This is a genomic window from Arthrobacter sp. NPDC080086, from assembly GCF_040702285.1.
Genome location: NZ_JBFBKP010000006.1, coordinates 91185 through 103350, shown reverse-complemented (window position 1 = coordinate 103350; position 12166 = coordinate 91185). Strand labels below are relative to the sequence as shown.

General features: G+C 61.8%; 13 protein-coding genes. 5 read left to right on the top strand and 8 right to left on the bottom strand.

The annotated features are described in order from the left end of the window. Positions 1–195: 195 nt before the first annotated feature. From AB0305_RS04490 to AB0305_RS04460, 7 genes are all read right to left on the bottom strand, one after another. The gene (locus AB0305_RS04490; protein ID WP_366171779.1) at positions 196–618 is read right to left on the bottom strand and encodes a hypothetical protein; all 423 of its coding nucleotides are present in this window, start codon (positions 616–618) and stop codon (positions 196–198) included. Positions 619–646: 28 nt separating this feature from the next. Then, positions 647–1270, bottom strand: coding sequence for a glutathione S-transferase (locus AB0305_RS04485; protein WP_366171777.1), 624 nt, complete (start codon positions 1268–1270; stop codon positions 647–649). A 465-nt stretch (positions 1271–1735) separates the two neighbouring features. Next, a complete protein-coding gene (locus AB0305_RS04480) occupies positions 1736–2194 on the bottom strand; it encodes a hypothetical protein (protein WP_366171775.1) in 459 nt (152 codons plus the stop codon). 247 nt (positions 2195–2441) lie between these two features. Next, the gene (locus AB0305_RS04475; protein ID WP_366171773.1) at positions 2442–2828 is read right to left on the bottom strand and encodes a hypothetical protein; all 387 of its coding nucleotides are present in this window, start codon (positions 2826–2828) and stop codon (positions 2442–2444) included. A gap of 214 nt (positions 2829–3042) precedes the next feature. Beyond that, on the bottom strand, positions 3043–4821 hold the full coding sequence (locus AB0305_RS04470) for an ATP-binding protein (protein ID WP_366171771.1): 1779 nt from the start codon (positions 4819–4821) through the stop codon (positions 3043–3045). A gap of 128 nt (positions 4822–4949) precedes the next feature. Further along, a complete protein-coding gene (locus tag AB0305_RS04465; protein WP_366171769.1) occupies positions 4950–5645 on the bottom strand; it encodes a response regulator transcription factor in 696 nt (231 codons plus the stop codon). Positions 5646–6103: 458 nt separating this feature from the next. Continuing rightward, entirely contained in the window at positions 6104–6601 is a 498-nt protein-coding gene (locus AB0305_RS04460; RefSeq protein ID WP_366171767.1) for a hypothetical protein, read from the bottom strand. Between the two features lie 913 nt (positions 6602–7514). Here AB0305_RS04460 and AB0305_RS04455 point away from each other — a divergent pair. The 5 genes from AB0305_RS04455 to AB0305_RS04435 all read left to right on the top strand — a co-directional run bounded on the left by AB0305_RS04455 (position 7515) and on the right by AB0305_RS04435 (position 11592). After that, positions 7515–7958 (top strand): hypothetical protein, encoded by a 444-nt coding sequence (locus AB0305_RS04455; RefSeq protein ID WP_366171765.1) that lies wholly within the window; start codon positions 7515–7517, stop codon positions 7956–7958. A gap of 400 nt (positions 7959–8358) precedes the next feature. Then, positions 8359–8559, top strand: coding sequence for a hypothetical protein (locus tag AB0305_RS04450; RefSeq protein WP_366171763.1), 201 nt, complete (start codon positions 8359–8361; stop codon positions 8557–8559). A 235-nt stretch (positions 8560–8794) separates the two neighbouring features. Continuing rightward, entirely contained in the window at positions 8795–9616 is an 822-nt protein-coding gene (locus tag AB0305_RS04445; protein ID WP_366171761.1) for an alpha/beta hydrolase, read from the top strand. A 183-nt stretch (positions 9617–9799) separates the two neighbouring features. Further along, positions 9800–10087 carry an H-NS family nucleoid-associated regulatory protein gene (locus AB0305_RS04440; protein WP_366171759.1) on the top strand — a complete coding sequence of 96 codons (288 nt, stop codon included), beginning with the start codon at positions 9800–9802 and terminating at the stop codon, positions 10085–10087. A gap of 665 nt (positions 10088–10752) precedes the next feature. Next, complete coding sequence (locus tag AB0305_RS04435; protein ID WP_366171757.1) at positions 10753–11592, top strand: N-6 DNA methylase; 840 nt, start codon at positions 10753–10755, stop codon at positions 11590–11592. Positions 11593–11633: 41 nt separating this feature from the next. Here the strand turns inward: AB0305_RS04435 and AB0305_RS04430 are convergent, their stop codons facing one another. After that, complete coding sequence (locus AB0305_RS04430) at positions 11634–11990, bottom strand: hypothetical protein (protein WP_366171756.1); 357 nt, start codon at positions 11988–11990, stop codon at positions 11634–11636. Positions 11991–12166: the final 176 nt, after the last annotated feature.

Here is a 12166-nt window from a genome sequence, read left to right as displayed (position 1 = left end):
TGGACAACCCGATGGACAGGCTGCGCCTGCCCACAGGTTGCCCACGAGGCTACCCACACTTGCCCACAGCAGCACCAGTGTGCGAGCCCACATCACGAGCAATGTTTGATATTTTGAACCCCATTTTGAACCCCACCTGCGAGCGCTAGCGCCATGAAAAACTAGATGGGATATCCGCGGTCGCGGACCGGGTGCCTATCCCATCTGGGGCAAGTGTGAAGTGGGGAGGCCTAGGGCCTTGAGTATGGTGCCGAGCTGTGTGATGTAGCCCGCGTCGAGCGCGCCATGGAGGCAGGGTGCTACGTGCACCATGGCCAACGCCGGAATGAAGCCTGGATCGCTCCGCGCCGGATCATTGACCTCTACGATGAACGCTTCCGCACGGTAGTCATCGAGTCCGGCATAGAGTCTGTCGATCTCACTGTGCGTTAGCGCGTAGACCATCCCTGCCGCGACCTTGCCGGGGGCGTGCATCAGTATCGCCTTAGCCGCCACCACGATCTGGTGGTCGTGGATATACCCGATGCGCGGCTGGCGAGGTTGCACCCCTTTTTTTGCCAGACCGACGGCGTCCATGTGGAGGCCGTAGAAGAACATGTCGACGAGTCGTTCCATCATGCGTGTCGTTGAGAAGCGGCCATCAGGCCTAAGGAGTGCCGTTGCGGCAGTACTCGGCAAAGCCAGGCCAGTCGCTCAGACGTTCCATGTAGGCCAACGTCGCCGGGAAGCCTTCGTGCGTCAGAGGCGTTTCAAGCCAGCGATTGACCGAGAGGCCGATCGGAATGTCGGCCAAGGTGAATGACGTACCGGCGATGAAGCCTCCGGTACGTTCCAATTGCCCTTCGATGATGGTCATGTGCTTGGCCCATGCAGCGCAGGAGTTCGCAATCTGTGCCGAGTCCTGATAGTTAGGGTCACGCCGTGCAAGCGCCATGAAGGCGTAGGACCACGATCTGTTCAGGTCCGTGGCCTGCCAATCCATCCATTGGTCCACGCGGGCGCGGGCGATTGCCCCAGTCGGGTAGAGGTAGACCGCATGCTCGCGGTTAGCCAAGTAGCGGATGATCGTGTTCGATTCCCACAGCGTGAAATCTCCGTCGCGAATCACAGGTACCAACGCGTTTGGATTGAGGGCAAAAAACTCGGGCGTGTTGGTGGCGCGGAAGCCCGATCCCCAGTCTTCCCGTGTGAAAGCGATTCCCAGTTCGGCACAGGTCCAGAGCACCTTGCGTACATTGATGGAAGTGGCCTTGCCTAGTATCTGCAACATGGCGATGGAGGAGCGCTAGCGGTTCGTCGCGACGATTAAGGCCCGACCGCAGGTTAGCTTCTGTTGTTCTGGACGGCCCAGTGTATCGGCCAGGCGTATAGCGTCACCGATACGGTTCGATACAGTTCGACGCATTTTTACCGGGCCAGCGCTGTCTTGGCGCTGGCACACTCACGGTTGGACGCGCTGCTGTCAATACCGTCAGCACAATGAAATTGGCTTCGTCGACGGCTACTACGTCTGCGCAAGACGTTTTCTACAGCGGCACAACCCTCCCGGCAATTGCTGGCTCCAGCGCGCTGATACAGTAGCGGCTGCTTTCCATGCATTGGGAGTCATGCGTTGGAAATCTGGAGCATGTTATCGGTCAGCCTCGTTGTAGCGACTCTGCCGTTGGGCGTGCCATCGACAAAAGCAAGCGAAGCCGTGTCGTTGGCGCCCGAGGATAGGTTCACAGCCTAGCGGTCAGTTCCGAATCTGCGGCAATCCCGGTCCAGGATTGGGCGCCCCAAAGTTGCAAGTCCGAAATCCGCGCGCTGTACAGGGGTCTCCAGTCGTGCGCGCAGCCGGTGATTTGCTCGGTTGGCCGCCACTTTGGCGGGCCAATTGGCTCTGCAGTTGCACGACCGAGTCCATCACAGTATCTCTGGAGCCACCGTATTGTTTCGGTTGCAGACTTCCTCCTTGCAAGCCCTCCGACACTAGGCGCTCCACCTCAGCTTGCTGCGCACGCGCTTCAGCGTCCGCTTTCTGCTGTTCATCCCTTGCCCGGTCGGCGGCTGCCTGATCCGCAGTCTTGCAGATCCGGCATGTCTGCAGCACGATCTGCTTCTTACGGATCGGCTTTTCACTGGTGCCCATGACACGATCGCTCTCTTCCTTGCCATTCGGAAGGATGGTGAAAGACGGTGTGCTGTCGAGCAAGTACTCGACCTTTGCGCATGCCGGCGCATCGGCTCGTATGAGTAAGTCTGCGCCATACAGACCCTTCTGGCTGCCAGTCGGAGTCATCTGAATACTGGCATTGCAGCTGCCAATGATTTGAGTGCAATCGCACTCCTGAGCTTGCGCCTGAGTGACTGTACCAAGAGTCAGGAGTGCCAACGTCCCGAGTGCCCGAGGCAGCATGCGTGAAGAGTTGTGCATGTTATCGACCCTCGTCAAATTGGGCTTAGCTGCACTTGCGTACCGTGCTGACCTTGTCGAGCAGTTCAGTGCGGCGAGCGTAGGCGTCCGCGGTTTCCTTGCTGCTGTCGTGAGACTGTTGGAGTTGGGCGTTGGCGGCATGCTGCTGGCTCGCGAGCGAAGCATTGCCGGCGCCCATCGCCAGGCCCTCGGCCACCGCTCCGAGTAAGTCGACAAAGCCGAAGCTGCTGTTGTCTTCGTGGTAGTTCTTGTTTGCTTCCACGGCGGCGCGCTCTCGACTCAACGCCTCGCAATTCATGGTTGTGTAGGTTTGCGGATCTTGCATTGGCGGTAGCGAAGTGCATGCGCCAAGAATGGCCGTTGCCGCCAACGCAGCAGCACAAACAGCGTTCGATTTTTGCGAGTTCATCATATCCCCCCACTGAATTTACGCGGGCCAGTTGGAACGCGTGCCCGTGTGCCTGAGTCGGCATTGGTAAGCACGCGCCGATTTTCGTGGCGGAACTCCCCTATGCGTGAACGGAAGATAGGTGTTCTCGGGTGTGCGGGCATCCCCAGTTTTGGGGATGCCATAACCTCAGCGGCCCCGGAGGCCTCGTTGGGAGAATTTTGTTGGTAGTCGCGAACTACTTGAGAAGAGGCAGCAGCAAACGCACTACAGTGCCTTCGCTCGATGACTCGATCGACAGTTCGGCACCGATAGCCGCCGCTCTGGCGCGCATGTTGGTCAAACCGTGGCCGTGTATCACTGTGGCGACATCGAAACCTGGTCCGCTGTCCCAGACCTCGATCAGCACCGTACCTGCCTCTGTATTCTGCTCACCAAGGCTACGCGCGACCACTCGCAGCGCGCCCCCGCCGGCATGCTGCATGGCGTTCGAAAACGCTTCGAGCAGCAGGTACTGCAACTCGCGCACGATCTGCGGTGTAAGGCCAGCCACGGGTGGCAGGCGCTCGACTTGCCAGTCCACCGTCAGCCCGGCGGCCAGCAGTCGGTCGCGCAGACGGTAGCGCAGGTTGCCCAGCACCGCAGCCAGATCACCACCGGTGTCTTGCAGGGCATCCACTGAGAGTTTCAGGGTATCAAGGGCTTGCTGGAGGTGCTGCTGTAGGGCAAGGGGGGAACCCTTGCCGGAGCGCAGCAGGCTGAGCGCCCCGACCAGCGTGCTGCCAAGTCCGTCATGCATATCGCGCATGATGCGGCCGCGTTCCTTGAGGGCCGCCTGCTCACGTTCGATCTCGCGCGAACGGGCGTAGAGGTTGTGCAGCTCGATCTCCTTTTGGGCCACTTTCTGGTCGAGGTCGTGGTTGAGCTCCGCGAGCATTCGGCTCGTGCGGGTGTAGCGCTCTGCCAGCAACCAGGCCATGGCCAAGCTGAATAGCAGCGACACGTACTTGGTCAGGGCGGTTTCCCAATAGAAGTCTCCGATCATGGTGATCCGCACGATATCCGCAGACGTGAGCGCGGTTGAGAGCCCCACCGCAGTGGCGAGTGCGATGCGCTCTCGGTTTGGGCGGCGCAAGGTAGACCACACAAGCGCACTGCCCACGATGCACGCCATCACAACGTTGATGGCCCAATCGGCCATCTTGAGGAACGGCACGCTCAGCACGCTCGCCATCAGCACGATCAACGGCAGCTTGACCCACAGGTATATGTTGACCAGCCGGACCGGCCAGCGCACGCGGACGTCAATGATGATGAGCGCGAACCTGGCGGTGGCCACCATGAAAACCGCGCGGCCTGAGAGGATGATGACTTGCCACACCCCACGTGAAAGTGGCACGTCGGTTAGAAAAAACTCTGCAAGGCTCACGGCCCACGCGATCTCGGCCAGCGCGTATAGGCCGAACAGCGGATCGCGCTGGCGCCACCAGATCAGCAGCGAGATGCCGGCCAGTACCAGACTGACGGCGGCAATGACCAGCGGGCCGATCACGCGGAACCACAGTGCGCCCTCGTAGCGCGCGCGCATCGTGCTGCCAGGTCCGAACTCCACCGGCGACAGGCCACCACGCGCGCTTGCAAGTGCTGCAATGGTGATCTCAAGCGTGTTGTCGGTCTGCAGCATGGCCTCTGGCACTGGCACATAGAGGGGGCGCTGGCCACCATACGCAGCCGGTGTGCATAGATCTCCGGAAGCAGCCAGCAGCTTGCCGTTGAGCCACATCTCAAAACTGTTGGCGGCACGGGCCACGTAAAAAGCCGGGCTGTCATGGCCGGTGGCGACATGGCGGAAGGTTAGCCGGTAGGTGGCACGGCCGTCCTTGCCCGGGAACGTGCGATCCCAGTACTGCGGAAGTTGCACCGCTCTGAGGGCGGTACCGGCATGATTGCTGGCATCAATGCCGCTGTCTGCAGTGCAGCGCGTCAGGCTGATTGCCGCTTCGGCATTGCGAAGCACTTGCACGTCGTGATCAGTGCCGTCCTGCGCTGCGCGACTGGCCAAAGGCCAAACAGCGCCCAAAAGAACGAAGCTGATCCACAGGGCTGCGTTACGTATTGCGGCACCACGCACTATGTAGAGCGCCCTCACAAAGATTTCAGCAGACCGAGCTTGTGCGCCTCGAAGACAGCCTCGGTGCGCGAGTTCACTGCCAGCTTGCCGTAGATGTTGCGGATGTGCGAAGCCACCGTATTCACGGTGATCGAGAGATAACCGGCAATTTCCGCATAGGTATAGCCACGCGAGATCAGATCGAGAATTTCGCTTTCGCGCGTTGAAAGCGCGATGCTATGCGTCGGCGGCGGGGTGGTCTGGCCGTGCGGTTCCGCCTCGCGCAGCCGGTTGATCACCTGTCGCGCAATCACGGGGCTCATTGGCGAGCCTCCGGATCGCAATTCGAGTACCGAGGCGCGCAACTCATCATCGGATGCATCCTTGAGCAGATAGCCCGATGCGCCCGCAGCGATGCTGGCCAGGACGTTGGATTCATCCCCGAACATTGTGATGACCATGCAATCGCATTGCGGATGCTGCTGGCGCGCAAAGCGGATGACGTCAATGCCCGATCCATCCGGCAGGCCGAGGTCGCACAGGACAACGTCGGGCACATTCGCGCGCAGCCAGGACAATGCACTTGCGCGATCACCGCAGCTTGCCACCACATGGATGCCGGGCACGCTGCCCAGTGCGGCATGCAGGTGCGTGCTGGTGGTGCGGTCATCCTCTACGAGGAGGACACGAATCGCAGTATCCGCGGCCGGAGGTGGGGGCGAGTGGCGCATGTTCGGAGACGAGCTACTCCGGTTGGTCAGGATGGATCAGACAACGCAGGTCGATCCTAGCGATACGTTCTGTACCGGTCAATGTTGGCGCAGGGAGTGATCTGGCGCCGTACGAGCCTCCTTTCTGCGAGTTCCTGATCTCTGCGCCTGTTCTCAAGGGTGGAGTTGATCGGCCGCTACGGTCAAATTTCCCGCCAATCGTGGCTGCATAGTGATAGTGCACGACAAGTCTTCCTTTGGTCGGCTTGCGAGGTGTCGCTCGGCGGCGGGCCGTTCCAATGTGTGGACGATAGCTTTGTACGGCACGACTGGTTGGAGCGCATCCCCTGTTTTGGGGATGCGCTGATCAAAGATTGCGAAACGTCGCAGCGGCGCTCGGATGCCGTCCGCAATATCAGTCGCGCAGCAGCACGCACGCCGTTTCACCGGTAGTCGCCCTCGTCCTTGTCTAGTTGCGCTCAGCGATGGAATTCACATGTAACCCTGAAGCGAGGATTGGCCGGACGATGTGGGTTCGTTTTGCGCTCGGATGCAACTTTTTCCATACTGTCTCGTAACGCGACCACAACTAGACAGATTCCGAGATGCCAACGCCGCCAGCCATAGAAGGGGCCGAGTAGGGCGGAGGACGCGATGCATTCGGTGTCGAACAGCTTTCTCTGTTCGGGGTCGAGCGTGGAGCGCCCGCTGGATGAATTCGTACGATGAAAGGTAACCCGGCGGAATTCAATGCGGCGCGGGTTTTCGAGTGCGCGCGCTGGCGAGCACGCACTGTCGCGACCCTTCGATCGCGTTCCCAGCGCCCGATACAGCACGAGCGCGAGGGAGAAGTGCTCAATCACATCAAACATTCGCGGCACGTCTCCGACGAGCTGATGGACAGCTGTCTCGCCTTCGCGGTGCTGGCCGTGCTTTCTATGAACTGCTTTTCTGGTTCTTTGGTTGGTTTGGTTCATTAAATACTGATTGGAGAGGAAATGTCAGAAAACTGGACCTTGGGCTTTGATTCCATCAACCCCTATCAAGGCGAATTGCGGTGCACAAAGAATCGCTCAGCCGTCAAGTTGACCAACACCGTCGAAGGGTTCGCCAGCGCGGTTGTGTCGCTGGAAGACTGGTGGCCAGCGCTCTCACTGGTCAATTTCTCTACCGGCTTACCGAATACTTTTTACTTTGATCCGCGGCCGCCGGGTAGCTGGTGGGTGGTTCGTGGTACCGAGGCCGTACAGCTCAGCGCTGACGGTGCAACCGTCTTAACCCGTCTCGCCTCCCTCAAGGAAATATTCCCTGGACTGGCGCTATTGCCGCGAGAGGACGTTGACTTTACGTCTGGATTCGATTCCATGAACCTGTGCAGTGACGGATGGTGGTTCACTAGCGGTCCCTGGCTCGCCAAACTTAGCGACGACTTCAGCGGTATCAAGGCCCCGCCAACCACACTTATCGACCCCGCGCTGTTCCCGATTTTTTTGGGCACCGACTGGGCCTCGGGAGTGGATACGCTCTGCAGCACGACGGACGGATGGTGGACCACTAAGGGCTCGTTGATTGCTCAGGTCGCACTTAGCCGGACCGGCTGGAATGTGCTGCCAACTCGGCTGTCCGACAGGCTAAGAAGCATTGTCATCGTTCAGCCCGGCAGCTATGTCGTGGATAACACAGCTCCCATTCCAGACGGCACCGCTGAGGTCACGATTGAAATGTGGGGGCCAGGTGGCGGTGGGGGACAGAGCGTTGGGGAACCCAACAGTTGTGGCGGCGACGGAGGCGCTGGGGCTTACCTGAAGGACACATTTCCCTTCACTCCCAGCAGCCAATTCAAGCTCCACGTAGGCGGTTCCGGTGATTGCACCTACTACGGGGATTCCGTTGAAGACAGCATACTCGTCGCGGCTGGTGGTGGAGGTGGTGGCGGTGCGGGTGGCTTCGGCTATGGCAACGGTTGGGGAGGCGCTGGTGGTGCTGGAGACGGCTATACCAAAGGCGACCTGCGGGGTGGCGCGGCCGGCAATGCTGGCCAAAGTGGGTACGGCGGCAACGGCAGTGGTGGTGGTGGTGGCAAAGCCGACTCAGGCGGTGCTGGCGGCGCAGGAGGACAGGGTAGCGCTAACGGTAGCAATGGCCAACAAGGGGCGAGCACCGGCTCTGAGCGTGGCGGCGGGGGCGGCAAGGCGGGAGCCCATGGTGCTGCTGACAATCCGCCCAGTGACGGACGAGGTGGGGACGGTGGAGCCGGCGGTGGCGGAGACGGCGGGGACGGCGGGGGGAAGGCTGGGGGTGGTGGAGGCGGTGGTGGAGGTGGTGGTGGCGTAGGTGGGGCGGCTGCAGGTGGTGGTGGAGGTGGCGGCGGCGGCGATGGCGGTTTTACAGGCAGTAACGGCGGGGGAGGAGGTGGTGGCGGCGCTCAGGGCTGGAGTAGGGTACGGCTGACCACCCATTTCGACGGCGGGAATGGGACCGTTCCTGGAGGCAGCCCACCGCCCGGGACGGCGGTCGGTGGCCAAGGTGGTGTCAATGATGATGGCAATAAATACACGCCACCAACCTCTGGCGGGCCAGGTGGTATCAGGCTCAGTTGGCCGGCTACGCGGGGCTGATCACATCAGCCACGCCGATCCGTTCGCCATGTCCAATCGACGGGGAACCTCGCGTTGAAATCCCACCTAACATTGCGCGTCGGGCCGCTCGTGCAGGTCGGCGTGATCGTCGCCGGGTGAGCTATCTGCAGCGCGAGGATGCACTTGCTGCAGCGGTTGTTCATGCGCTTGAACAGCGCCTGGCTTCCCATGCAACACGAATTCAGATGACGCGCGAGCCGGGGCACGTGGTCTATACGTGCCCCGCCAGGAATGGCTTCGTCTATACCGCACCGATGCAAGCGGAGCTGCGTGGACTGAGCGAGGATCGCACCTAGCCCAGTTGTTGCGGCACGTGGTGCTCGATGCCCCGCCGTGCGATCAACGTTGCCGCTGCTCCCGTCGACATGCCGGCCATGGTGGTCCACTAGGCTGTGGACAGCCGCTGGCGCGGCCCGTGTGGATAGCCTGGTGGACAACCCGATGGACAGGCTGCGCCTGCCCACAGGTTGCCCACGAGGCTACCCACACTTGCCCACAGCAGCACCAGTGTGCGAGCCCACATCACGAGCAATGTTTGATATTTTGAACCCCATTTTGAACCCCACCTGCGAGCGCTCGCGCCATGAAAAACTAGATGGGACATCCATCATTCAGAAGACGCCAGTCACGCTGGTGCTGCTTCCCGGCATGGACGGGACCGGCCGATTGTTTCAGCCGCTGCTCGCCGAAATGGGGAAGGGCATCGTGCCAAAGGTCCTCACGTATCCGGAATCGGAGCCCCTTACCTACGAAGCGTTGATTCCTCGCATTCAGGCCGCGCTACAGGCCATAGACGGACCTTATGTCGTGCTCGGTGAGTCATTCTCCGGGCCGTTGGCAATCGAAATCGCTGCTAGCTGTCCGCCCGGCATGAGGGGCTTGATTCTGTGCTGTACCTTCGCGCGTAACCCGCATCCTCGGCTGCGCCCACTCAGGTCCGCCCTGAGCCTACTTCCGTTCAACGTCGCCATCACCAGCATCGGCAGCCGGCTGCTGTTTGGCCGATTCTTCACCCAGCCTTTGCATCGCCTGTTCCTGGAGGCCGTGGCCACGGTAACGCCGGCGGTCTTTCGCAAGCGCTTGCGATCCGTGCTCGAGGTGGATGTCACCGGCAAACTCGCCGCGGTGCAGGTGCCGCTCCTCTATCTCCAGGGAGCGCAAGACAATGTCGTGCCGCGTTCCGCAGCTGTGCTCATTCAGCAGATTCGACCGGACACGAAACTTGTCGAGATGGACGCACCGCATTGTCTCCTGCAGGCCGTGCCACGGGATGCGGCATGCGCGATTGACGAGTTTGTCGCGTCGACAGCTGATCATGCCGCGGCTTCGCAATGCCGTTCGGTTGGCTCGTGATCGTTACCCGTACGTGCCCACGGCGGCGCCAGTGTGCGAGCCCACATCACAAGCAATGTTTGATATTTTGAACCTCCTTTCGAACCCCACCTGCGAGCGCTCGCGCTGTGGCAATCTCAGTGGGCCCGCACGGGATCTTGCTCAGCGATGATCCGTGGCCATCCTCTCCGGACGTCTTCTCCCATGCCGAACCGCGCTGTGCTCCCAATCGATGAACCCAGCTCAGCTGTAACCCTGCGGCGCCGCGCCGATGCGATCACGTGGGTCCGTCTTCAGATTGCGCGTTACGGGCTGTCGTATGCCGACCTGGCGGCGGCAGGCGTGTTCCCATCGCGACAGCGAAAGCAGCTGAAGGTGCGCTATCGAAGCGCGGATGGCCAGACCTGGGACGGGGAGGGCGAGATGCCCGACTGGTTGCAGCGCGCGGTCAATGCTGGCCAGAGTGTGGAGCACTTCCGGGTCGACACCTGAGGCATCTGCCGGGCGCAGGACCCCCAGCTCCAACCGTCGTTGCAGAGGCGCAGACCTGTTCGAGGCTGCGCTTTTTTTCGTTGTGGCCATCACGCCTTGATGAGGGCTGCCGCGGCGTCGTGCTCATGAAATCCAAGTGCGGGCCGACGGCCCGTGAATGACGGGCGTCCCGCACCGCCTGCGCCCGGGCCAGTCCCGCGCCAGCGCTGCGCACTGTCACGCGCCTGGCTGATCCGGTCACATGCGGCGCAGGCCGCAGGCGGCGCCGACGCAGCCGTCACGCCAGCGCCAGAGCGCTGTCATGCCGGCCGCCTGATGTCGGCACCGCCAACGGCACAGCGACACGGCTGGCCACCACGTCGCGCATCCCCACACAACCCCCGTCACGCGGTGAGGGGGCCTTGTGTGGGGATGCTTGATGCGACGCGGCGACCAGCCGTGTTGCTCGCCGCTCGAACCCCACCCGATCCCAACCCTTGCCCGTGAGGGCAAGGGCTATCCCCACCCCCCGCCCGCCCCTGGGCGGGAGCGAGGGAAACCGAGCGAGAGGATCGCTCGTAAGTGCCTCTCCGAAAGAAAAAGCCCCGAGGCGGATCACTCCCCGGGGCTTCTTGACCACTTCTCACGGAGGCTCGTGAACTATGGCTAAGCGCCAGTCTACCCATTTGGACGCACACCAGCAGGCACTGGTGAAATTAATTGAGCAATGCGCGCGCAGGCATCGCCGGCATGAGGTGTTCCGCGATTTCTGCGAACTCGCGGCACTGTCCCTCAGCAACCGCGTTGATCTGCTGCAGTACGAGGCACGCGAGGCGCGCTACCTGGAAATCGTGAAGCGCTACGAGCGCGAGGAAGTGGAATGCTTCCCGCGCATGCTGGGCTGTCTGGTCGAATCGCTGGAGGGCGGCCACAAGGATGCGTTGGGCCAGATTTTCGAAGCACTGCAATTGGCCGACCACTGGAAGGGCCAGTTCTTCACGCCGTTCGAGGTGTCGCGGCTGATGGCCAAGATTCTGATGTCCGGCGCGGCCGCCGAGATCGAGCGCCAGGGCTTCCTCTCATTGATGGAGCCGGCCGCCGGCGCCGGCGGCATGGTGATCGCGGCAGCGTCCGCGCTGCTCGATGACGGCATCAACTATCAGCAGACCATGCATGCCACGCTCATCGATATCGACGCGACCGCGTGCCACATGGCCTATGTGCAGCTGTCACTGCTGCATGTCCCGGCCATCGTGATCCACGGCAATGCGCTGGCGCCAGACAAGGTCTGGGGCCATTGGGTGACGCCCGCCCATGTGATGGGCCTGTGGGACATGCGTTTGCGTCGCCGCGATCGTGAAGCGGCAGCGCGGGAAGAGGTCGACCAGGAACAGGGCGCAGCTCAGACCGTGAGCGCTACGGCGCCCACCGTCGCCACGGCGTCCGATCCGCTTGCACAACACCGTGCGGCGATCGTGACGCGCCGCATCGCGCAGAGCGAGCAGCTCGATTTGTTCGGCACCTGACCCTAGCGAGAGCCTCGCTGCCCGCAATGAACGCGGGCAGCTCAGCTGGCCTGGTCTGTGACCGCCTCCATGTTGAAATGCACCGCAGCGTAGTGAGCGTTGCAATCCCATACCTTGACGCCATCGCGATAGAAGGTGCACCACCGGCCATCGCTTACGCACACCGCCTCTGGATGCACGCTGCTGTGTCCGTCCTCTTCTGCGCTGAGTAGATCCGCCTCGCGGCATGTGGCGCGATAGGTGCCGGCGGCAATTGGAGGCGGCAACACGGGTTTCCGCCTCACCATGAACTGCTCTCCTGGTACATCTGTTTCCAAAAAACGCGTGGTGGTATGGCGCTGACGATAGCACGCGTGCCGGGCTATGTGTCGTGCACGGCGCAGCTTGTCGCGGTCCATTTTGCGGTCGCTTGAGGTTTCCGCCCGATGTGGGCGATGTGCCCGATCGGACGGTGTGTGCGTGAGAAGGGAGGGCGGACTTGCCGTTCCCTTCACCGTACCACGGCGTTCGCGCCGTCAAGGGCTGCGCGTGCCCAGCACGCTTGCGGCCTGCGGCCGTCGGAGACCCTGGACGG